Source organism: Serratia microhaemolytica, assembly GCF_004011885.1.
Classification (GTDB): domain Bacteria; phylum Pseudomonadota; class Gammaproteobacteria; order Enterobacterales; family Enterobacteriaceae; genus Serratia_G; species Serratia_G microhaemolytica.
The window spans coordinates 179,844-202,186 of the sequence record NZ_SBEF01000003.1 but is presented as its reverse complement, the minus strand read 5'-3'; the positions used below and the strand labels follow the sequence as shown (position 1 = coordinate 202,186).

16 protein-coding genes are annotated in these 22,343 nt (G+C 51.9%); 12 read left to right on the top strand and 4 right to left on the bottom strand.

Going from position 1 to position 22,343, the window contains the following annotated elements:
* Nucleotides 1-669: 669 nt before the first annotated feature.
* Complete coding sequence (gene rdgC, locus EOJ37_RS03705; RefSeq protein WP_127957933.1) at nt 670-1,581, bottom strand: recombination-associated protein RdgC; 912 nt, start codon at nt 1,579-1,581, stop codon at nt 670-672.
* A 135-nt stretch (nt 1,582-1,716) separates the two neighbouring features.
* Here rdgC and EOJ37_RS03700 point away from each other — a divergent pair, with 135 nt between their 5' ends.
* Both EOJ37_RS03700 and EOJ37_RS03695 read left to right on the top strand, forming a co-directional pair.
* Nucleotides 1,717-3,015, top strand: a complete 1,299-nt coding sequence (locus EOJ37_RS03700; protein WP_206194017.1) for an exonuclease SbcCD subunit D C-terminal domain-containing protein — start codon at nt 1,717-1,719, stop codon at nt 3,013-3,015.
* A 14-nt stretch (nt 3,016-3,029) separates the two neighbouring features.
* A complete protein-coding gene (locus EOJ37_RS03695; RefSeq protein WP_127957931.1) occupies nt 3,030-6,278 on the top strand; it encodes an AAA family ATPase in 3,249 nt (1,082 codons plus the stop codon).
* A gap of 323 nt (nt 6,279-6,601) precedes the next feature.
* Here EOJ37_RS03695 and queG read toward each other — a convergent pair whose 3' ends face one another.
* Nucleotides 6,602-7,753: a tRNA epoxyqueuosine(34) reductase QueG gene (gene queG, locus EOJ37_RS03690; protein ID WP_127957929.1), complete on the bottom strand. Its 1,152-nt coding sequence runs from the start codon at nt 7,751-7,753 to the stop codon at nt 6,602-6,604.
* Here queG and nnr point away from each other — a divergent pair.
* The 10 genes from nnr (at nt 7,752) to EOJ37_RS03640 (ending at nt 20,074) form a co-directional block, all read left to right on the top strand.
* Nucleotides 7,752-9,266 (top strand): bifunctional ADP-dependent NAD(P)H-hydrate dehydratase/NAD(P)H-hydrate epimerase, encoded by a 1,515-nt coding sequence (nnr, locus tag EOJ37_RS03685; RefSeq protein ID WP_127957926.1) that lies wholly within the window; start codon nt 7,752-7,754, stop codon nt 9,264-9,266. The two genes, queG and nnr, sit on opposite strands and share 2 nt — an antisense overlap.
* Before the next feature lie 266 nt (nt 9,267-9,532).
* Nucleotides 9,533-10,015 (top strand): tRNA (adenosine(37)-N6)-threonylcarbamoyltransferase complex ATPase subunit type 1 TsaE, encoded by a 483-nt coding sequence (gene tsaE, locus EOJ37_RS03680; RefSeq protein WP_127957924.1) that lies wholly within the window; start codon nt 9,533-9,535, stop codon nt 10,013-10,015.
* Nucleotides 10,012-11,532, top strand: coding sequence for an N-acetylmuramoyl-L-alanine amidase (locus EOJ37_RS03675; RefSeq protein ID WP_127957921.1), 1,521 nt, complete (start codon nt 10,012-10,014; stop codon nt 11,530-11,532). Before tsaE ends, EOJ37_RS03675 begins: the two co-directional genes overlap by 4 nt.
* Before the next feature lie 22 nt (nt 11,533-11,554).
* The gene (mutL, locus tag EOJ37_RS03670; RefSeq protein ID WP_127957919.1) at nt 11,555-13,471 is read left to right on the top strand and encodes a DNA mismatch repair endonuclease MutL; all 1,917 of its coding nucleotides are present in this window, start codon (nt 11,555-11,557) and stop codon (nt 13,469-13,471) included.
* Nucleotides 13,458-14,399 (top strand): tRNA (adenosine(37)-N6)-dimethylallyltransferase MiaA, encoded by a 942-nt coding sequence (miaA, locus tag EOJ37_RS03665; RefSeq protein WP_127957917.1) that lies wholly within the window; start codon nt 13,458-13,460, stop codon nt 14,397-14,399. Before mutL ends, miaA begins: the two co-directional genes overlap by 14 nt.
* Nucleotides 14,400-14,512: 113 nt before the next feature.
* Nucleotides 14,513-14,815, top strand: coding sequence for an RNA chaperone Hfq (gene hfq / locus EOJ37_RS03660; protein WP_127957915.1), 303 nt, complete (start codon nt 14,513-14,515; stop codon nt 14,813-14,815).
* 98 nt (nt 14,816-14,913) lie between these two features.
* Entirely contained in the window at nt 14,914-16,194 is a 1,281-nt protein-coding gene (hflX, locus tag EOJ37_RS03655; protein WP_127957912.1) for a ribosome rescue GTPase HflX, read from the top strand.
* 108 nt (nt 16,195-16,302) lie between these two features.
* Nucleotides 16,303-17,541 carry an FtsH protease activity modulator HflK gene (gene hflK, locus EOJ37_RS03650; protein ID WP_127957910.1) on the top strand — a complete coding sequence of 413 codons (1,239 nt, stop codon included), beginning with the start codon at nt 16,303-16,305 and terminating at the stop codon, nt 17,539-17,541.
* Nucleotides 17,542-17,544: 3 nt separating this feature from the next.
* A complete protein-coding gene (hflC, locus tag EOJ37_RS03645; RefSeq protein WP_127957908.1) occupies nt 17,545-18,555 on the top strand; it encodes a protease modulator HflC in 1,011 nt (336 codons plus the stop codon).
* 220 nt (nt 18,556-18,775) lie between these two features.
* Nucleotides 18,776-20,074, top strand: coding sequence for an adenylosuccinate synthase (locus EOJ37_RS03640; protein WP_127957906.1), 1,299 nt, complete (start codon nt 18,776-18,778; stop codon nt 20,072-20,074).
* 67 nt (nt 20,075-20,141) lie between these two features.
* Here the strand turns inward: EOJ37_RS03640 and EOJ37_RS03635 are convergent, their stop codons facing one another.
* Entirely contained in the window at nt 20,142-20,783 is a 642-nt protein-coding gene (locus EOJ37_RS03635) for a glutathione S-transferase family protein (RefSeq protein ID WP_127957903.1), read from the bottom strand.
* Nucleotides 20,784-21,070: 287 nt separating this feature from the next.
* Nucleotides 21,071-22,288 carry a cytosine permease gene (locus EOJ37_RS03630; RefSeq protein WP_127957901.1) on the bottom strand — a complete coding sequence of 406 codons (1,218 nt, stop codon included), beginning with the start codon at nt 22,286-22,288 and terminating at the stop codon, nt 21,071-21,073.
* Nucleotides 22,289-22,343: the final 55 nt, after the last annotated feature.

Genomic DNA, 22,343 nt, shown 5'->3' with positions numbered 1-22,343 from the left:
TATTTTCCACCAATAGCGATAAAGATTAAATATTTTATGCAGCATAAAAAATAAACTAACCCCCAAGCGTTCGCTTGGGTATATTTATTTTCATTACGCTGAAAAGTTAAAATAATCTAATGCATTGCAATGTAATATAATGTAACCTAGTGTAATTCTGTGTAATTTAAATCCCATTTTATTATTCAATTAGTGATTATATGTATATTAATAAGGTAAACCATGAGCGTGAGGTAAAAATTTAACTTATTGAGCATGGTTATATATCCAGGGCAAGATCACGAACGTTTTTTAACCAAAAACAGTATTTGACCTGAGCACGTGTTGATGTTTTTCCCCTTATCAAAGCAAAAGCATTGTCTCGCTCCTCCCCCTGCAAAGGGGGAGGCTGGGAGGGGGTATTTCAAAATAATCAAATGCGTTAACACCCCACCCTAACCCTCCCCTTATTAAGGGGAGGGAATTACCTGGCTCCTCGTATTGTGGTACAGAACAAACTTTAGTTAATAATCGATTAAAAAATGTTCATGCGTTTGCCCTGTCACATATCCCTTCCCCGCCGTCTCCTGCGCTGCGAAAGGTGTTAGACAGTTCCCTCCCCTTATTAGCGGGAGGGTTAGGGTGGGGTTAGCAGTAAGGTGGGATCAAGCAGCAATCGTTCTCAATCAGTTAACGCTCAGCTTCACCACCTAACACCTCGATCAATTGGCTGATCAACGCGCTCAGTTCACTGGTGATTAAAATAAAGTCGGCATCAAAACGTTGGGCAACATCGTCACGATCAATATCGCTGTTTTGTTCACGCAAACTATCGGCAAATTTCAGTCGCTTCAGCGAGCCATCTTCCGCCAGTAGCAACTGCACTCGCTCCTGCCAATCGAGCGCTAATTTGGTCACCAGTTTGCCAACCTCAATGTGTGCCGCAATTTCATCACTGAGCAGATCCTGTTTTTTACAGCGGATCACGCCGCCACCTTCCAGTGAGGCTTTCAATTCGGCTTCATCCTGTAGCACAAAACCAGGCGGTAACTCACCCGAGCGCACCCATTCGGTGAGGGTGAGTTCAATCGGTTTTTCCATGCTGAGCGGTACGACCGGCAACGATCCCAAACTCTTGCGCAGCAGTGCCAGCGTATCCTCTGCCCGTTTGGCACTGGCGGCATCGACCATGATCAGGTTATTCACGCTGTCAATCCAGATCAGGGTTTGGTTAAAGCGGCTGAAAGCACGCGGTAATAGGCTGTGCAATATTTCATCTTTTAGCGCATCCTTTTCGCTTTTTTTCAGTGTCCGATGCTGCTCTTTCTCCAGTTTTGCGATTTTTTCCTGTAATGCCGTTTTTATCACCGGTGACGGTAAGATCTTCTCTTCTTTGCGTGCGCAAATAATGATTTGTCCATTGACCACATGTGTCAGGCTCTCGCTGTGGGAACCGATTGGCGAGACCCAACCGGTTTTTGCCATATCCTGGCTGCCACAAGGGGTAAAAATAAATGCACTGAGCTGTTTTTCCATCTCATCTGCATTCAAGCTCACTTCACGGTTTAAGCGGTAAACCATCAAATTTTTAAACCACAGCATGGCACTCTTCCTGGCTAGGCGTGCCTTCGGCACGCAATGTTATCGATGTGAGGCGCGCATGATAACCAATTAGCGGCGAAAAATCGCGCGCGCTCTGTTTGTGCTGTTCGGTAGACAAAAGCAACCAATAGATTCATGCCGGTTGCTGCTACCACGGCTGTTGACGTACTCTGCTGCCACCGCTTCCCGTTGATTGAACAGAGACTGATGAAAATTCTGCACACCTCAGACTGGCATTTAGGCCGACTGCTGTATGGCCGCCAACGCTACTCGGAATTTGCTGCATTCCTTGATTGGCTGTTACAAGTGATTGAACAACAGCAGATCGAGGTGCTGCTGGTCGCAGGAGATGTGTTTGATACCACCACACCCAGCCATCGTGCCCAACAGCTTTACTACCACTTTTTGCAGCGCGTGGCCGCCTCCTGTTGCCAGCATGTGATTATTACTGCCGGTAACCACGATTCACCGACATTCTTGGCTGCACCTCGTGCGCTGCTGCGCCAACTCAATATTCATGTTGTCGCCAGTGTGAGTGATGATCTGGCCGATGAAGTGCTGCTGCTACGTGATCGCCACGGCAATCCACAACTGATCGTCTGTGCGGTTCCCTATCTGCGTGATCGTGATATTCGTCAGGTCGATGCCGGCGAGAGTATCAGCGATAAAGAGCAGAAGCTGATTGAGGGGATCCGCGTTCACTATGCTGCCGTCGCTGAACGGGCTGAGCAGATGCGCCAGTCGTTGTCAGCAGCGATCCCGATTGTGGCTTTGGGGCATTTGTTTGCCGCTGGTGGGCAGATCAGCGATGGGGATGGGGTGCGGGATCTCTATGTCGGTTCACTGGCGCATGTCAGTGCAGCGATTTTTCCACCCTGCTTTGACTACGTGGCGCTCGGGCATCTGCATGTGCCACAGCAAGTGGCTGGTCTGGAGAGCGTGCGCTATAGCGGTTCGCCATTGCCGATGGGGTTTGGTGAAGCCAAACAGCAGAAGAGTCTCTGCTTGGTTGAGTGTGTGGCGGGCAAGTGCCTAGTCTCGTTGATCAAGGTGCCGCTCTGGCAGTCGTTAGCGCGGATCGAGGGCGATTGGCCGCAAATTGAGCAGCAGATTGGTGAACTCGCTGCTGCCGGTAGCCAGAGCTGGCTGGAGATCGTGTATCGCGGCGAGGCGCTAATCAGTGATCTGCGTGAGCGTTTGGCGGCGATCACCCCGCCATCGTTAACCCTGTTACGGATTAAAAATAGCCGCATTATTGAACAGTTATTGACGCGTAGCGACAGCGAAGAGACGCTGGATGATTTGAGCCACCAGCAGGTGTTTGAACGCTGTTTACAGGCTCATGAGATACCGCCGCACCAGTGGCCTGAGCTGATTGCCAGCTATCAGCAAGTGGTGCAGTCACTGGATGAAGAAGATCGGCAGGCAGAGTAACCTGGGAGCGCACAATGAGAATTTTACAGCTACGTTTTAGTAACTTGAATTCGCTCTGCGGCGAGTGGCAGATAGATTTCACCCATCCGGCGTTCATCGCTGACGGTATTTTCGCCATTATCGGCCCTACCGGTGCGGGTAAAAGCACCATTCTGGATGCGCTCTGTCTGGCGCTGTATGGCCGCACTCCGCGTTTACATAAGGTGAGCAAAAGCAGCAATGAGATCATTTCCCGCCAGCGTGGTGAATGTTTTGCTGAAGTGACTTTCGAAACACAATCCGGCAGCTATCGCTGCCATTGGAGCCAGCGCCGCGCTCGTAACAAGGCCAACGGCGAGTTGCAGCCACCCAAACACGAAATTTCCGATGCCGAGAGTGGCCAGTTACTTGAGAATAAAATCAACGAGGTGGCAAAGAGGATTGAAGTCGTCACCGGGATGGATTTTGATCGCTTTACGCGCTCAATGTTGCTGGCACAGGGCGGTTTTGCCGCTTTTCTACAGGCGAGTGCCGATGAACGCGCACCGATCTTGGAGCGGATCACCGGTAGTGAGATCTACAGCCAGATTTCACAGCGAGCACATAAGTTGCGCCAGCAGGAGCAGCAGACATTAAGTCTGTTGCAGGCCGCGACAGCGGGTATCGAGTTGCTCAGTGCTGAGCAGGAGCAGCAGATGATGCAGCACATCATTCAGCAGCAACAGCAGAGAGAGCAGTTGAGCCAGCAACTGGCGAGCATCGGACAAGCAATTGATTGGTGGCGTGAAATCGAGAGGCGGCAGGCCGAAATCGCTGGGCTTGCCGAGCAGCGGCAGCAGCTACAGCACGAACAGCTCGCCTTTCAGCCACAACGTAGCCGGTTACAACGGGCATTGGCTGCCGCTGAGTTGGATGGACTCTATAGCCGGCTCACGACCCTGCGCCAACAGCAGCAACAGGATCAGCAGCAGTTGCGGCAACAACAACAGGCACTACCGGCGCTTCAGACACAGCTAGAGCAACAGACAGCACAGTATCTACTGGCGCAGAGACAACTGGCGCAACAGCGTAGTGCATTCACCGACGCCGAACCGTTGTTACAGCAGGTACGGCTGCTGGATCAGTCATTGGCTGATCAACAGCACACCATTAACCAGCATCAACAGTTGTACCAACAAGCACAAAGCCAGCTTGCGACTGAGCAGGCGGTAGAACAGCAGCAGCAACAACAGAAGCAGGCCACCGAGCAGCAGTTGGCCAACATCAACCACTATTTGCTACAGCATCAGGCCGATCGCTGGCTGGAGAGTGGCCTGGCCAGTGTTGAATTGCAGCTCAACTCGCTACTCACGCTACAGCATCACATCGAGCAAACCGAGCAACGTGAGCGAGAGCAGCGCAAGTTGCAGCAACAGAGCGCAACCACGCTGGCGCAGCAACAGCAGCAGGTGACTGCGTGCCAACAGCAGTTGCAACAGAGCGAGCTGCAACTTCAGCAACGGCAGGCAGCATTACAGCAGTTGTTGGCCGGTCGGCTATTACGCGAATATCGCAGCGAGAAAGAGGCGCTACTGCGTGAGATCGCGCTGTTACGCCAAATCGCCGCTCTGGAGCAGCAACGCGCGACATTGACCGATGGCAAACCTTGCCCGCTCTGCGGCGCTACCGAGCACCCTTTTGCACAGGGCAATCTGCCACAACCCGATGAGACTGAGCAGCAGATTACGCGCTTAACGTGCTTGATTGAGCAGGCAGAGTTGCAACAGCAGCAACTTGAGCAGTGGCAGTTAGCCGAAAAGCAAGCGCGTGAGCAGTTGATCCGTGCGGAGAGCGAGCTACAGCGCGCTACCCAGCAGCAGCAACATCTCGCACAACGTCAGTCCGATATCACCCAGCAGTTGACCACACAGCAGGCTGATTTTGCTGCACAGTGGCAGGCGGTGCTGAGCGATTTACAGCCACTCGGCGTGACTGAGTTTGCACCTAGCCAGATCACCACACTGCTGGCAACACTCACTGCCCGGTTGCGTGCCTGGCAACAGAAGATCAGTGAACGCACTGTGATTGAACAGAAACTTGCCGCCATCAACGGCGAGCTGACGCAATTATCGCCGCTGATTGACAACAGAAAGCACGCGTTGGCGCAGCAACAGCAGCGGTTGACACTGTTACAACAGCAGTTAACCGATAGCCAACAACAGCGACAGCAGTTATTTGGTGATGATGACCCAGAGACTCGGCAGCAACAGTTGAAACGCGCAATCAGTGATGCGGAGCATAGCGTCGAGCTGGCACGCCATGCCGAGCAGGAGAGTCAACGCCAGTGCCGCGATGTGCAGCAGGCGATCGCTTCCCTGACGCTGCGGATCAACGAGTGTCAGCAGCAGTTACAGCAGACGGAAACCGATTTTGTGTTGGCGCTGCCAGCACAAGGCTTTAGCCATGAAGCAGAATTGCTCGCGGCAATATTGTCACCTGCTGAACGTCAGCAACTGGCTGAGCAAGCTAACGCGCTGGATCAACGCGATGTCGGATTAAGCGCACAGCAGGCACAGTCGCAACAGGCGTTGGCACAGCAGCGCGCGTTGCAGATCAGCCAGCAACCGCTGGCGGAGTTACTGTGGCAGCAGAGTAGCCTGCAACCTGAGCTGGAGCGGGTACTGACTGAGATCACCAAATTGCAGCTTCAACTGGACAATAACCAGCAGCAACGGCAGAAAAGTGCCGAGGCGCAAGCAGCGATCGTGGCGCAACAGCGAGAGTGTCAGCGCTGGGAAGATCTGTATCAGCTTATCGGCTCACACGATGGTAAAAAATACCGCAATTTTGCCCAAGGGCTGACATTTGAAATCATGGTTAATTACGCCAACCAGCAACTGCAAAAAATGAGTGATCGCTACCTGCTGATACGCGATCGCAACCAGCCACTTGAGCTAAATGTGATCGACAACTACCAGGCTGGCGAGATCCGTTCAACCAAGAACCTTTCTGGTGGCGAAAGTTTTATCGTCAGCCTCGCGTTGGCACTTGGGCTGGCGCAAATGGCCAGCCAGAATGTGCGCGTCGATTCGTTGTTCTTGGATGAGGGCTTCGGTACGCTGGATGAAGAGGCGCTGAACACAGCACTGGAGGCGCTGGCCAGCTTGCAGCAAACTGGCAAACTGATTGGTGTTATCTCCCATGTTGCGGCATTGAAAGAGCGGATTAGCACACAAATTCTGGTTACGCCACAAATTGGCGGCAGAAGTGAACTTTCTGGGCCGGGATGCAGCAGCGCAAATTGAGCGTTACACGGTTATACATTTTTCGCTGCTGATTTGCCGCTCGCTAACTTAAGTCTAGTGAAAAGTTTTAATGGGTCTCTTATCGACTGACAAACTATTATGAACAGAGTTATCCACAGGTTTTTGACCTTACTGCGGTAGAATAAAAAAAGAAAAAAAGCAAATGTGAATTTTATCATATTGAAAATAAATTAATTTTTTTATCAAAAATTCTCTCAACCAGAACTTGCTCTTTTTTTCGCGGTTGAAACACAACAGCTTTTTATTTTTATGCACAAGTCCACAGTGTGAGTTATGCCACGGGCGCGGCCGGGATAATAAGCTTAAGCATCTCTTGCCAATCCCTTCTCGACGGCGCGGATCAGTCGTGCCTGTTGGGGTGATTGCACAAAAATAGCGCGCTGTTCTCGGCGCATCATCTGTTGTGCCAACGCCCAGTGAATATGTTCATCCAATAATGCTTGTTGCCCAATACGCTGCTGCAACGCGGTGACAATGTCTGGCTGATAAGGCGCATTACCCAGTGCGACAGCAATGTTACGCAGCCAGCGCCAGTAACCAATGCGCCGAATAGCTGAGCCGTTGGTGATGGTCAGAAACTCAGCTTCACTCCAGCTAAACAGATCCAGCAATTGTGGTGCGTGTAGCGCTGCCCGTGGGCTGAAATCCGCCTCTTCCGTCAAGGTTGAGAAGCGGTTCCATGGGCAGATCAGTTGGCAATCATCACAGCCATAAATACGGTTGCCAATCAGCGGACGCAACGCTTCCGGTATGCTGCCCTCGAGTTCAATGGTCAAATAGGAGATACAGCGGCGGGCATCGACAATGTAGGGCGCAACAATCGCACCAGTCGGGCAAATGGTGATGCAGGCGACACAGCGACCGCATTGCGGTTCTGCGGTATCCGTTTGTGGCTGGTCAACCGGCAGTGGCAGATCGACCAGTAATTCGCCCAGGAAAAACCAGGAGCCTGCTTCACGGTTCAGCAGCAGAGAGTGTTTGCCGACCCAACCAATACCGGCTTTGGCCGCCAACGGCCGTTCCATAATCGGCGCAGAGTCGACAAATGGGCGGAAATTGAGCTCACCGCAGTAATTCTGGATCTGTTCCGCTAGCTTTTTCAGCCGTTGACGTAACAGCTTGTGGTAGTCGCGCCCAAGCGCATAGCGGCTGACATAGCCGAGTTGCGGGTTGTTAAGCGTTTTAGCAAACGCCGCATTGGCCGGAAGGTAGTTCATGCGCACACTGATCACCCGCAGTGTGCCTGGCAATAACTCTGCCGGGCGCGCGCGTAACAAGCCGTGGCGAGCCATCCACGCCATTTCGCCGTGATACTGCTCGTCCAGCCACGCCTGAAGCCTGGGTTGTTCAATGCTGAGATCGGTATCGCAAATTCCCACCTGCTGGAAACCTAGCGATTGCCCCCATTGCTTGATATGTTGTGCCAGTTGTTCGAGATCGAGAGGATGTGTCATGCGTTGTCATCATCAAAAACCATACTGCGACACTCTACCACACACTGTCTGGTCTGCGCGTGCGATTAGCGCGGCAGAGCCGATCGCTGCTGCCGCACTCGGCATTTCACTTGATACACTGATGGCGCGTGCTGGCAGTGCCGGTTATCAATTAGCGCGCGATCACTATCCACACTGTCGCCACTGGCTGGTGTTATGCGGCCAAGGCAACAACGGCGGCGATGGCTATGTACTGGCGCGCCTGGCAGCAGAAGCGGGTATTACGGTGACTCTGCTCGCCTGCCAACAGAGTCGGCCACTGCCTGCTGAAGCCGCGACGGCACGCCAAGCCTGGCTCGATGCGGGTGGCAACATCGGCCAGCTTGAAGATCACTGGCCAACAGCAGTGGATCTTATCGTCGATGCGCTATTGGGTACTGGCTTACGGGCAGCCCCTCGTGCGCCGTTTCATTCGGTGATTGCTGCTGTCAACCAGAGTGGCTGCCCGGTGATCGCACTCGATATCCCTTCAGGCCTAATGGCTGACAGCGGTGCCACACCGGGTGCCGTGATGCGTGCCACACACACTCTCACCTTTATCGCCTTGAAGCCTGGCCTGTTGACCGGTCAGGCACGCGATTGGGTCGGCAAATTGCACTTCAGCGCATTGGGATTGGAGAGCTGGTTGAACCAGCAACAAAGATCGCTGTCAATGGAACGTATTGATCAGCAGCAGTTAACTCGCTGGCTGCAACCACGCCGCCCTTGTGCCCATAAAGGCGAACATGGACGGCTGTTACTGATTGGTGGCGACCACGGTTTTGGTGGTGCAATCCGCATGGCAGCGGAAGCGGCACTGCGCAGCGGGGCTGGTTTGGTGCGTGTGTTGACGCGCCCGGAACACGTAGCGCCACTGTTGACTGCTCGCCCTGAACTGATGGTGCAGGGGTTAACCGCGCTCTCTTTGCAGCAGGGCATCGACTGGGCTGATGTGGTGGTGATTGGCCCTGGTTTGGGGCAGGATGAGTGGGGACGGCAAGCGTTATCGCCACTGAAAAACTGTGACAAGCCGATGCTCTGGGATGCCGATGCACTCAATCTGTTGGCGTTATCTCCCCAGCAATGCCACAACCGGATCATCACGCCTCATCCGGGTGAAGCTGCCAGGCTGCTTGGGTGCCAAATTGCAGAGATCGAAGCCGATCGTCTGGCAGCAGCACAACGGTTGGTCGCCAGCTATGGCGGTGTGGTGGTACTGAAAGGTGCCGGTAGCCTCGTTGCTGAACCCGGTGGAATGATGTCGATTGTGGATGTCGGTAATCCTGGGCTGGCTGCGGGTGGTAGTGGTGATGTGCTATCGGGTATTATTGGCGGCTTGCTGGCGCAGAAACTTCCGCTCTATGCGGCAGCCTGTGCTGGCAGTGTGGTTCATGGAGCCGCTGCCGATGATGTTGCCGCACAACAGGGCTGCCGAGGCTTGTTGGCGACAGATCTGCTGACGTTGATCCCACGTTATGTTAACCCAGCCAATTAACCGGGCTTAGGCTGAGTGGGCGGTTGAACATAGATTGCGTGTTGTTGTGTTGCTATTGCTTATATAAAGTAGGAAATGCTAAAACAAGCATTAAAGCCAATAATAAATTATGTTTAGACTCAACACTACAGCAACAATGCGCTAATCTAATGGTTAACAAATGTATCTACATCGACCCAATCGATGGGCACTAAATACTGGAACGGTTTGCTGGGGTATTAACCGTCAATAAACTCAATTTAAATAACTAAAAAAGAAATAACATAATGAAAACAAAAATTTTATCTCTGCCAAATGAGGCTGCAACCATCACGCTGGGTGCTATTCTGGCCAAGGCGTGTGCCCAGCCCTGTGTGATCTATCTTTATGGTGATTTAGGCGCGGGTAAAACCACCTTTAGCCGGGGATTTTTGCAGGCATTAGGGCATTCGGGCACGGTCAAAAGCCCCACTTATACCCTAGTGGAACCTTACAGCTTGCAGCCAATGAATGTTTACCATTTTGATCTCTATCGGCTCGCTGATGCAGAAGAGCTGGAGTTTATTGGCGTGCGTGACTATTTTGCACAAGATGCCATCTGCCTGGTGGAGTGGCCACAACGTGGCGAGGGGGTACTGCCCTGCCCCGACCTGACGCTGAGTTTCAGTTATCATGACGCCGGTCGGGTAGTCACTATCGCAGCGTTACAACCTTATGGCGAGCAGCTACTGCAGCAAATTAGTCAGCAGTTAGAGGCAGTGCAGTCATGATCAGCCGGATAACGTTTGCAGTGATGGCCGTGATGGTGTCGTGCTGTCCGTTGGCAGTATCAGCCGCTTCACTGGTCGATATCAAAGTCACCAATGCTGAACGCGCTGCGACAGTGCTGTTTGGCTTCAACAGTATGCCAACATACAGCGCTTTTCCATTGCGTAAACCAGAACGGATTGTGCTGGATGTAGAGCCAGGCGATGTCGTGGCAAAATTGCCACTGAGTTTCAACGGTCGCAGCCTGATCAGAAAAATCCGCACTAGCCATCCCAAGGATGAACAGAGTGTCCGGTTGGTGTTTGAACTAGCTCAGGCAGTGAAAACCGATATTTCTCTACAAAAACAGGACAATGGCTATCGCCTGATTTTTAAGCTGGCAGCAGAAGGCAACCGTACTGGGCTGTCAGCCGAGCCGCAGAGTAGCCATGAATTACCGGCGTTGCTGGTCAATAAGCGTGAGCCACAGCAAAGCGCCAACCATCAAGAAACAGCCACAGTTGCCTCAAGCCTGTTAGCTAAAAAACCCGGTTCGCTGCTCGGTATGGAGGAGGCATTGATCTCAAATCACTACCTAACTGATGGTTTTGAACCTTTAGTGGTGGTTGGCATTGATGCGGGTCACGGTGGACAAGATCCCGGTGCTATCGGCGCACACGGTTTACTCGAAAAAGAGGTCACGCTGGCGATTGCGCACCGTTTGCGCGTACTGCTGGAAGATGATCCGATGTTTAAACCGGTGATGACACGCACTGGCGACTATTTTGTCTCAGTGCGCGAACGCTCTGATGTTGCCCGTCAACAAGGCGCAAATGTGCTGGTGTCGATTCATGCTGATGCGCTCTCTGTCGGTAGTGCCAAAGGTGCCTCGGTTTGGGTGCTCTCCAGTCGTCGTGCCAGCGATGAACTGGGTAACTGGCTGGAAAAACATGAGAAGCAGTCAGAGTTGTTAGGCGGAGCCGGTGAACTGCTGGCAGACGGTAACAGCGATCCTTACCTCAGTCAGGCGTTGCTAGAGTTGCAGTTCGGCCATTCACAACGGGTGGGCTACGAAGTCGCAAGCGCGCTGTTACCACAGTTAGAGCAGATTGGTGACCTGCATAAAAACGTACCACAACATGCCAGCTTGGGTGTGTTGCGTTCGCCTGATATTCCTTCCGTGCTGGTCGAGACCGGCTTTATCACCAATGAAGCAGAAGAACGCTTATTAAACAGCGATCTGCATCAGGATAAACTGGCACAGGCAATCTACTTTGGTTTACGGGAATACTTTTTATCCCACCCGCTACAGATTGAGCCACAGATACAACGCCCGCTACAGAACCTAGTACAGACAAATCAGTTAACCAGTAGCCGGCCAAAAACTGCTAAACTGCGGCGACATAAAGTGAGCCGTGGTGACACCCTTTCATCGATTGCCGCGCGTTATGGCGTCTCAGTGGTCGAGATTAAACGATTAAATAAATTAAAATCGGATGTTGCACCATTAGATCGCATGTTAACTATTCCGTCGGCGTAATGCCGTAACAAGAGGGAACTGAATGCCTATTCAGGTGTTACCACCGCAATTAGCCAACCAGATTGCCGCCGGTGAAGTGGTCGAACGACCGGCATCGGTGGTAAAAGAGCTGGTTGAGAATAGCATCGATGCCGGAGCCACGCGCATTGATATCGATATTGAACGCGGTGGTGCCAAGCTGATCCGTATTCGTGATAACGGCAGTGGCATTGCTAAGGCCGATTTAGCGTTAGCATTGGCGCGTCACGCCACCAGCAAAATCAGTTCGCTCGATGATCTGGAAGCCATTGTGAGTCTTGGCTTTCGAGGTGAAGCGCTGGCCAGCATCAGTTCGGTATCGCGTCTGATGTTGACCTCGCGTACCGCAGAACAGAATGAGGCCTGGCAGGCTTACGCCGAAGGGCGTGAGCAAAATGTGGTGATCAAGCCTGCCGCACACCCGGTCGGCTGCACGGTTGAAGTGCTGGATCTGTTTTACAACACGCCAGCACGGCGCAAGTTTATGCGCACCGAAAAAACCGAGTTTGGCCATATCGATGAAGTGGTGCGCCGTATTGCCCTGGCCTGTTTTGCTGTCACTATCAATTTAAGCCACAACGGCAAACTGGTGCGCCAATATCGTGCCGCCGCTGAACAAAGCCAACACCAACGGCGTTTACACGCGATCTGTGGCAGTGCTTTTCTGCAACATGCGCTGGAGGTTCACTGGCAACATGATGATTTGGCGATCCACGGTTGGGTAGTTGCTCCACAAGGCGCTGCACAGGTGAGTGAAATACAGTATTGCTATGTTAATCAGCGCATGATGCGTGATCGGCTGATCAATCACGCCATCCGCCAAGGCTATCAGGATCGGCTTCAGGCAGATCAGCAACCGGCTTACGTGCTCTACCTGAGCGTTGATCCGCATCAGGTGGATGTGAATGTCCACCCTGCCAAGCATGAGGTGCGTTTCCATCAGGCGCGCTGGGTACACGATTTTATCTATCAAGCGATTGTAACCGTTCTACAGCAGGCAGTGAGCGAACCGTTGCTAACCGCGCCAACTGCCGAAAAACCTGTTGTTAATCAACAACCAGATAACCGTGCTGCTGCTGGTGTAAACAGCTTCCTACCACCGACAAGCGAACCGAGCAGTGCTACCGAAAAGGGGGATCAACCCGCAACGGCACACTACCAAACCGGTTCAGGCTATCAGAAACGTGAAGGAGCCGTTTATGGCCGCTTGTTACAAACCAGCAGCCTTGCTGAACAGCGGTTCGATAACACCCGCCTGACACAAGTTGCGGCCACTCATCCCACCGCAGAACCGCTGGCACCCGCTGCTCAGTTAGCAGAGCCTGAAACAGTGCTCACAACACAACCGCTGGCAACTAACCCGCACAGCTTGGGTCGCCTGTTGATGATCTATCCGCCACACTATGCACTGTTGGCGCAGCAGCAACAGTTGCGATTAATCAATTTACTGGTCGCCGAGCAGTTACTGCGCCAAATGCAACTCACTCCACCCGAAGAAGGGTTGCGGCCACAACCGTTATTAATTCCGCTGAAACTCACCGTGAATAAACAAGAAGCCGCCTGCGCTACCGAATATAAACCGTTATTAATAAAGTTTGGTCTCGATCTACAAATAGAAACTGGCTATTTAACTTTGTGTGCGGTTCCTTTACCATTACGCCAGCAAAATTTAGCAAAACTTATCCCAGAACTGTTAGGATATCTTGCCAATCAGCAACAAGTATCTGCCACAATAGTGGCTGCTTGGTTGGCGACGCAGCTAATTAGTGAACACCAGCAATGGAATCACGCCCAGGCAATTCAGCTGTTGAGCGAAGTTGAACGGTTTTGTCCACAATGGGTAAAAGCACCACCGGCAGCGTTGTTGCAACCTGTCGATTTACAAGTAGCATTAGCTGCACTTAATAATGAGCAAACTTGAAATGAGCGCGGTTCCAGCAGCCATTTTTATTATGGGGCCAACAGCCTCGGGCAAAACCGCTTTGGCGATGGCATTGCGTAAGCATCTCCCGGTTGAGATTATCAGTGTCGACTCTGCGTTAGTCTATCGTGGTATGGACATTGGTACTGCTAAGCCGACAGCAGCAGAGTTGGCCCTGGCACCGCATCGGTTAATTGACATCCGTGATCCGGCTGAGGTCTATTCAGCAGCAGACTTTTGTGCCGATGCGTTACAAGAAATGCAAAAAATTACCAAAGCTGGACATATTCCGCTGTTAGTCGGCGGGACAATGCTTTATTTTAAGGCGCTCATTGATGGATTATCACCGTTGCCGCCAGCCAATCCGGCGGTACGGGCAGAGATTGAACAGCAAGCAGCAGTGTTGGGATGGGAGAGTGTGCATCGGCAATTGCAACAGATTGATCCGGTAGCCGCGCTACGTATTCATCCCAATGATCCACAGAGACTCACTCGAGCACTGGAAGTGTTTCTGGTTTCAGGAAAAACGCTGACTGAGCTGACCAAGGTCTCAGGAGAGTCGTTGCCATATCGTGTTAAGCAGTTTGCGATTGCACCGGCTAGCCGGGAGTTGCTACACCAGCGTATCGAGCTACGTTTCAAACAAATGCTACAGGCAGGATTTGAAGCCGAGGTTCGCGCGCTGTTTACGCGAGGAGATCTGCATCCAGATTTACCCTCCATCCGTTGTGTTGGTTATCGCCAGATGTGGTCGTATTTGTCTGGTGAGATCAGTTACGACGAAATGGTTTTTCGCGGTATTTGTGCGACACGTCAATTAGCTAAGCGCCAAATGACTTGGCTGCGAGGCTGGCAGGGGATTCACTGGTTAGACAGTGAAAAACCGGTTGAGGCATTTGATTCAGTCATGCAAGTTATTGGTGCATAGGTTGATATAATGTGTACAATTGGCCGGTATTCAGCGCGCAAATTTTTAAATGACTTATTTTAGAACCAGTAGGTTCTTGGTTAGAAACAACAAGCAAATAAGGAAAAGACAGAATGGCTAAGGGGCAATCTTTGCAAGATCCGTTCTTGAACGCACTGCGTCGTGAACGTGTTCCAGTTTCTATTTATTTGGTGAACGGTATTAAACTACAAGGGCAAATTGAATCTTTTGATCAGTTTGTCATCTTGCTGAAAAACACTGTAAGCCAGATGGTTTATAAACATGCTATTTCAACGGTCGTACCGTCACGCCCAGTATCGCACCACAATAATGGCCCGAGCAGTATGAACAACAACTATCATCATGGTAATGCTTCGTCATCTGCACCTGCCCAGGAAAGCGATGACGCCGAATAAGGTGTGTTGCCAGTTCACTACGCTGGAGGGCATAGGCAGTCGGGTACTGTCTGTGCTTTCCGTATCGTACAGCGCTTTCTATTTGCGAGGTAGCAAGCTTGTTTGACCGTTACGAGGCCGGTGAACAGGCTGTACTGGTTCATATCTATTTTTCACAGGACAAAGATAGCGAAGATCTGCGTGAGTTTGAGTCGCTGGTCTCGTCTGCGGGTATCCAAGCACTACAGGTGGTCACCGGTAGCCGCAAAGCACCCCATGCCAAATATTTTGTTGGTGAAGGCAAAGCTGAAGAGATTGCGCAAGCCGTCGCTGCCAGCGGTGCATCCGTTGTCCTGTTTAACCATTCACTCTCCCCGGCACAAGAGAGAAATCTCGAGCGGTTATGCCAATGCCGGGTGGTCGATCGTACCGGGTTGATCCTGGATATCTTTGCACAACGTGCGCGAACCCATGAAGGCAAACTACAGGTTGAACTGGCGCAATTGCGCCACATCGCTACCCGTTTAGTGCGTGGCTGGACTCATTTGGAGCGGCAAAAAGGCGGCATCGGTTTACGTGGCCCAGGGGAAACCCAGCTAGAGACAGATAGACGTCTGTTAAGTGACCGTATCAGCCTGATTTTAAAACGCCTTGAACGGGTAGAAAAGCAGCGCGAACAGGGGCGACGAGCGCGCACGCGCGCCGATGTACCCACCGTTTCGCTGGTGGGGTACACCAATGCAGGCAAGTCAACACTGTTTAACCGCATCACTGATGCCGAGGTCTATGCAGCCGATCAACTGTTTGCAACGCTCGATCCGACGCTGCGGCGTATTGATGTTGCCGACGTAGGTGCTGTCGTGCTGGCTGACACCGTCGGTTTTATCCGCCACCTGCCACATGATCTGGTCGCCGCGTTTAAAGCGACACTGCAAGAGACTCGCCAAGCAACACTACTACTGCATGTTATTGATGCCGCTGATAGCCGTGTTGATGAAAACATCGAAGCGGTTGACGAGGTATTGCTGGAAATTGAGTCACACCAGATCCCGGCCCTGTTGGTGATGAACAAAATAGACATGCTTGACGACTTTACACCACGTATTGATCGCAATGATGAAAACCGTCCCATCCGTGTCTGGGTCTCTGCGGCAACCGGTGCCGGGCTGCCGCTACTGTTTCAGGCGTTGACTGAACGTTTGGCAGGGGATATCGCCCATTATGAGCTACGCTTACCTCCAGATGCAGGGCGTCTACGCAGCCGCCTGTACCAACTTCAGGCGATTGAGAAAGAGTGGAACCAGGAAGATGGCAGCATTGGCGTCATTGTGCGTATGCCGATTGTTGAATGGAGACGACTTTGCAAGCAGGAGCAGAGCCTGCCTGGTTTTATCGTATGATCACATCCTGCTATATTTTATCGTTCGTTTTAATAGCCTTATGGGTTAATATTAGGCTAATTGACCCAATCACAGAACAATTCAATCACAGAACAATGGAGCTAAAACATGGCGTGGAATCAGCCCGGTAATAACGGACAAGACCGCGATCCGTGGGGAAGCGGCAGTAATCGCGGCGACTCTGGCGGTAATAATAGAGATCCTAAAAATCAGGGATCTTTCGATGTAGATAACTTATTGCGCAATTTGAGTAAAAAATTGAACAAATTAACCGGGGGTTCTGGTAGCGGTAACCCCTCAACCGGCGGTAGTGCTTTTAGCGGAAAAGTTGTCACACTGGCTGTGGTGATCGCAGCAGTGGCTTGGGCTGCCAGTGGTTTTTACACCATTAAAGAAGCAGAACGTGGCGTGATCACCCGTTTTGGTAAATTTAGCCACTTAGTTCAGCCTGGCCTGAACTGGAAACCCACCTTTATCGATCAGGTACGGCCAGTCAACGTTGAAGCGGTGCGCGAATTAGCAGCTTCTGGCGTGATGCTCACCTCAGATGAGAACGTGGTACGGGTCGAGATGAACGTACAGTATCGCGTCACCGATCCTGCAGCCTATCTGTTTAGTGTGACCAATCCTAACGACAGCCTGAGACAGGCTACCGATAGTGCGCTGCGTGGTGTGATCGGCAAATACACCATGGACAAGATCCTGACTGAAGGGCGTACCATTGTGCGTAGCGATACTCAACGCGTGCTCGAAGAGACCATCCGCCCATACAAAATGGGGCTTACGCTACTGGATGTCAACTTCCAGACTGCGCGCCCACCGGAAGAAGTAAAAGCCGCATTCGATGATGCGATTGCCGCGCGTGAGAACGAGCAGCAGTTTATTCGTGAAGCAGAAGCTTATGCCAACGAAGTGCAGCCACGCGCCAATGGCCGTGCACAACGTCTGTTGGAAGATGCGCGTGCTTACCAAGCACGTACCGTTCTGGAAGCTCAGGGTGAAGTGGCACGCTTTACTAAGCTCCTACCGGAATACCGCGCTGCACCTGAAATTACCCGTGAACGTCTGTACATCGAGATGATGGAGAGCGTGCTGAGCAACACGCGCAAAGTGCTAATGAATGATAAAGGCGGCAATAACCTGATGGTGCTGCCGCTGGAGCAGATGTTACGTGGTCAGGCGCCAAAAGCAGTGAAGGACATAAGCAGAGAGAGTGCTCAGCAGAATACTCAGCCAACACTTGGCCGTCTGCCTGATACTAATACCAGAAATAGCAGCAGCACAATGTTTGATCCGCGTCGATCAAACACACTGCGTAATGAAGCTATTCGCGTAGGGAGAGAGTAATCGATGCGTAAATCTTTTCTAATTATCATCGCCATCATTGCGGCGATACTTTACACCTCGCTATTTGTGGTACACGAAGGCCAGCGTGGCATCGTGATGCGCTTTGGTAAGGTACTGCGCGACAGTGACAACCATCCTCAAGTCTATGCCCCTGGCCTGCATTTCAAGCTGCCATTTATGGATGCCGTCAAAAGACTTGATGCACGCATTCAGACCATGGACAACCAGGCAGATCGCTTCGTCACCAGTGAGAAGAAAGATCTGATCGTTGACTCTTTCATCAAATGGCGCATCAGTGACTTCAGCCGCTACTATCTGGCAACCGGTGGGGGTGACATTTCTCAGGCAGAAGTGCTGATCAAACGTAAATTCAGTGACCGCTTGCGTTCAGAAATTGGTCGCCTGAATGTACGTGATATCGTTACCGATTCACGTGGTCGTCTGATGTCTGATGTACGTGACGCACTCAATGCCGGCACCGACGGTGATGGCGATAATCATGCCAGCACAGAGGCCGATGATGCGATTGGCTCGGCGGTTGCACGGGTTGAACAAGAGACTCAAGGCAAACAACTGCCTGTTAATCCAAACAGTATGGCCGCTCTGGGGATTGAAATCGTTGATGTACGCATTAAGCAGATCAACCTGCCGACCGAAGTCTCTGAAGCGATCTTCCAGCGTATGCGTGCTGAACGTGAAGCGGTAGCACGACGTCACCGCTCACAAGGGCAGGAAGAAGCGGAAAAACTGCGCGCGGCAGCTGACTATGAAGTCACCCGCACACTGGCCGAGGCTGAGCGCCAGGCACGTATCACCCGTGGTGCGGGTGATGCTGAAGCTGCCAGATTGTTTGCCGAATCCTTCAAACAAGATCCTGATTTTTACTTCTTTGTTCGCAGCCTGCGCGCCTACAAAGCCAGTTTTGCCGAAGGTAATCAGGATGTATTGGTGCTTAGCCCAGACAGCGATTTCTTCCGCTATATGAAATCAGCAACCCCGACACGCAATCGCTGATCTGCCAATGACAGTCACAGCTTAGTGTGATCGTGTAGTACAAAACAGTCAGGCCCGTTATGCGGGCCTTTTTAATCTGTGCACACTGCAATTCGCCCCGCAATAACGCTGTCTACACGGCAAAATACTTGAGCAAAAAACAACCAACTATTTATTAAAAGAGCTGAAACTGATAAATGACGATGTTAGAATCGCTTTTTAAGCAACCGGGATTGTGAAAATGGGTAAAAACGTCGTCGTGCTGGGCACCCAATGGGGTGACGAAGGTAAGGGAAAGGTCGTAGACCTGCTCACTGAACGGGCTCAATATGTTGTGCGCTACCAAGGTGGCCACAATGCAGGACACACGCTAGTCATTAACGGTGAAAAAACCGTTCTTCATTTAATTCCTTCAGGTATTTTACGTGCGAATGTCACCAGCATCATCGGCAACGGTGTGGTAGTAGCGCCCGATGCCCTGATGAAAGAGATGGGTGAACTCGAGGCACGCGGCATCCCGGTACGCGAAAGGTTGCTGCTCTCCGAAGCCTGCCCATTGATCCTGCCCTATCACGTCGCGTTAGATAATGCGCGTGAAAAAGCGCGTGGCGTGAAAGCGATTGGCACCACCGGGCGCGGTATCGGCCCAGCTTATGAAGACAAGGTAGCACGGCGCGGTCTGCGTGTCGGTGATCTGTTTGATAAAACGTCTCTTGCTGTCAAACTGAAAGAGATCATTGATTATCATAACTTCCAGTTGGTCAACTACTATCAGGTAGAAGCGGTTGACTACCAAACCACGCTTGATTACCTGCTCTCTGTCGCCGACATCTTAACTGCAATGGTGGTCGATGTTTCTGAACTGCTCGATGCGGCGCGCAAGCGTGGTGATCTGATCATGTTTGAAGGTGCCCAAGGTACTCTACTCGACATTGATCACGGCACCTATCCTTATGTCACCTCCTCCAACACCACCGCCGGTGGTGTCGCCACCGGCTCAGGCATCGGGCCGCGTTATGTCGACTACGTATTGGGGATTGTCAAAGCCTACTCAACACGCGTCGGGGCGGGGCCATTCCCGACTGAGCTGTTTGATGAAGTCGGTGAATATCTGTGCAAACAGGGCAATGAGTTTGGTGCTACAACGGGTCGCCGTCGCCGTACTGGCTGGCTTGATGCGGTTGCAGTACGCCGGGCAGTTCAACTCAACTCACTGTCGGGCTTCTGCCTGACCAAACTGGATGTGCTGGATGGTTTAAAAGAGGTGAAGATCTGCGTTGGCTACCGTATGCCGGATGGTCGTGAACTCACCACCACCCCACTGGCTGCTGAAGGCTGGGAAGGTATCGAACCAATCTACGAAACCATGCCAGGCTGGAGTGAAACCACTTTTGGCGTTAAGCAGTATCAGCAACTGCCGCAAGCCGCGATCAACTACATTAAACGGATTGAAGTGTTAACTGGCGTGCCCATCGACATTATCTCCACCGGGCCTGATCGCAGTGAAACCATGATACTGCGTGATCCGTTCGACGCTTAATTGCCGCAACCAACCACTGAAAATGCGCTTCCAACGGAGCGCATTTTTTATCTGCCAGCAACCGGTGTTAACCCGGGAATGGATGATCTGCCAGTAGCTTGTTATCCATCTCTGCGGCGCGCAGATAGGCTGGACGCTGCAGGATCGGCGCTATATAACGCTCGAAGGTTGGCCGTCTTTCAATACCCCCTTTATCCATACCCCATTTAATGCAGGCGGTCAGATAGATATCCGCTGCGGTGAACTGCTCGCCACACAGGTAACGCCCGCCCTGCTTGATAGCAAACTCCAATGTATCCATCGTCAATTGATAACTACCATAACCCACCATAGCGGCTTGCTCGGCACTGACCAAACTGCCGAGCAATTTACCCATAAAAGCCGACTCCAAAGGCCCAGCGGTAAAAAACAGCCAACGATAGTATGTCGCCCTCTCAACACTGCCTACTGCCGGTGCCAACTGTTTTTCTGGGAACAGATCGGCTAAATAACAGCAAATTGCCGCCAATTCACTCACTACGCTCTCGCCGTGCACCAGTGCTGGCACTTTGCCCATTGGATTGATCGCCAGATACTGATTGCTCTTCATCCTCGGGCCATAATCGAGCACCACGGTTTCATAGCTGGCCTCACACTCTTCCAGTAACCAGCGTGCGGTACGACCACGCGACATTGGGTGGGTATAAAGGGTAATTTTGCTATCGTTCATCTCAAACATCCTTAAAGTACATTAGGTGACCTTGAGCAGTATCCAACATCACGCTGTCAGAAATTGGCAGTAGTGTTGGCAATGCGCTATTAACCCAACTGCATCTGAAATGCGGTGATGAAATGGGGGGGCGGCAACGAGTTTGGAGTGGATGAACCTGCAAATCAGCGGGGGAGGGTCAACGTCCTCAGCGTGGAAAGTGTTCGCACCTGATCACACTTTCCACACTGCGTTATAAAACCAGCAAAGGTGCTTGGCATCGATTGCCAGGCACCCGCCTTCACTGGCTATCGATTAAAACGGCTCAGTAGCGCGTAGCAGAGACAGGCGATCAGGATCGAGTCAACCGAAGGAATGGTAGTTAAAGTAAACATCCCTTTAAACGTGATAAAACCGACCGCTGATCCTGCCGCCCAGGCGACAAAAGTGAGCAGTTTGATCGACGGCTCATTAGTCAGCACGCTCTCCTGATAACCGGCACGGCGATAGAGCAGGAAATCAGCAATATAGATGCCTGCAACAGGGGGGGCTGCTATGCCTAAGAACAGCAGGAACGGGATAAACACCTCCTTGACATTCATGCTGCCAACAATCGCCGACAACACCCCCAGTGCCAGAGTGATCTGCCATTTGGGAAAACGGCTCAACAGCGTGGAAACCACCAGTGTTCCTTGGAACATGTTGCCAGCGTTACCGGTGATACAGGCAAAAATCAGCAACAGTGCCGCCGGCAATACCGCACCAAACACCGCCATCGCAGCCAACAGCGAATCTCTGCCACTCAATGCACTGGGTGTTGCCCCTACCCAATAGAGCAGCGGGTAGGCGACCAAAAAGGTGCTAATGGCTGCAATCAGCGCATGTTTGCGGTTATGCACAAAGCTGCCAAAATCGGGTAGCGTGGTGACCAGCATAATGATCGTGCCGACCACGGTCGAGACCGCCACGCCAATGTCCATGTTATTGACCTTTGTTACCACTTCCGCCTCTCCCTGTAGCGCCACATAGAGGATATAGCAGAGCACCAGGGCAATAATCGGTACCGCAATTTGCGCCACTTTGCCTAATACGGCGAAACCGAACGCCGTTGAGGCGACAAAGATACAGCAGCCGATCGCCACCAGCAGCGGTAACGGCAGATTAATGCCATGTTGTGCCAGCAGATCCTGCACCGAGCTGCCAAATGCATTCGCCGTGACAGTGATCCAGCCAAACAGGCAGATTGCCATTAAGATGTTGATCGCCACCGCTCCGCGTTCACCAAATGAATATTTGACAATTCCGTAGGTTGGCAAACGTGCCCTTTCACCGACACAGATAGTGATGGCTGAAATGATCGCTAAGATCAGGCCGCCGAGTGCCACCACCGTGATCAAATTGGTGCTGGAGAGCTTACTACCCAGACTGGAAGAGGAGATCAGCACCGGTGTGACGGCAATCCCGAGCAGGATCATCGCAATCTGCATACCGGAGGCGGTGTTACTGCTTTGAGCTGTTTTACGCATAACTATGATTCCTTGTGACTAAACGCAGATCCGCTCACCCGGTTAGCGTTCACCG

Excerpts from the sequence above, each read along its gene's own strand:
- rdgC (WP_127957933.1), bottom strand. The coding sequence starts at position 1,581 with ATGCTGTGGTTTAAAAATTTGATGGTTTACCGCTTAAACCGTGAAGTG.
- EOJ37_RS03700 (WP_206194017.1), top strand. The coding sequence starts at position 1,717 with ATGCCGGTTGCTGCTACCACGGCTGTTGACGTACTCTGCTGCCACCGC.
- EOJ37_RS03695 (WP_127957931.1), top strand. The coding sequence starts at position 3,030 with ATGAGAATTTTACAGCTACGTTTTAGTAACTTGAATTCGCTCTGCGGC.
- nnr (WP_127957926.1), top strand. The coding sequence starts at position 7,752 with ATGCGTTGTCATCATCAAAAACCATACTGCGACACTCTACCACACACT.
- queG (WP_127957929.1), bottom strand. The coding sequence starts at position 7,753 with ATGACACATCCTCTCGATCTCGAACAACTGGCACAACATATCAAGCAA.
- tsaE (WP_127957924.1), top strand. The coding sequence starts at position 9,533 with ATGAAAACAAAAATTTTATCTCTGCCAAATGAGGCTGCAACCATCACG.
- EOJ37_RS03675 (WP_127957921.1), top strand. The coding sequence starts at position 10,012 with ATGATCAGCCGGATAACGTTTGCAGTGATGGCCGTGATGGTGTCGTGC.
- mutL (WP_127957919.1), top strand. The coding sequence starts at position 11,555 with ATGCCTATTCAGGTGTTACCACCGCAATTAGCCAACCAGATTGCCGCC.
- miaA (WP_127957917.1), top strand. The coding sequence starts at position 13,458 with ATGAGCAAACTTGAAATGAGCGCGGTTCCAGCAGCCATTTTTATTATG.
- hfq (WP_127957915.1), top strand. The coding sequence starts at position 14,513 with ATGGCTAAGGGGCAATCTTTGCAAGATCCGTTCTTGAACGCACTGCGT.
- hflK (WP_127957910.1), top strand. The coding sequence starts at position 16,303 with ATGGCGTGGAATCAGCCCGGTAATAACGGACAAGACCGCGATCCGTGG.
- hflC (WP_127957908.1), top strand. The coding sequence starts at position 17,545 with ATGCGTAAATCTTTTCTAATTATCATCGCCATCATTGCGGCGATACTT.
- EOJ37_RS03640 (WP_127957906.1), top strand. The coding sequence starts at position 18,776 with ATGGGTAAAAACGTCGTCGTGCTGGGCACCCAATGGGGTGACGAAGGT.
- EOJ37_RS03635 (WP_127957903.1), bottom strand. The coding sequence starts at position 20,783 with ATGAACGATAGCAAAATTACCCTTTATACCCACCCAATGTCGCGTGGT.
- EOJ37_RS03630 (WP_127957901.1), bottom strand. The coding sequence starts at position 22,288 with ATGCGTAAAACAGCTCAAAGCAGTAACACCGCCTCCGGTATGCAGATT.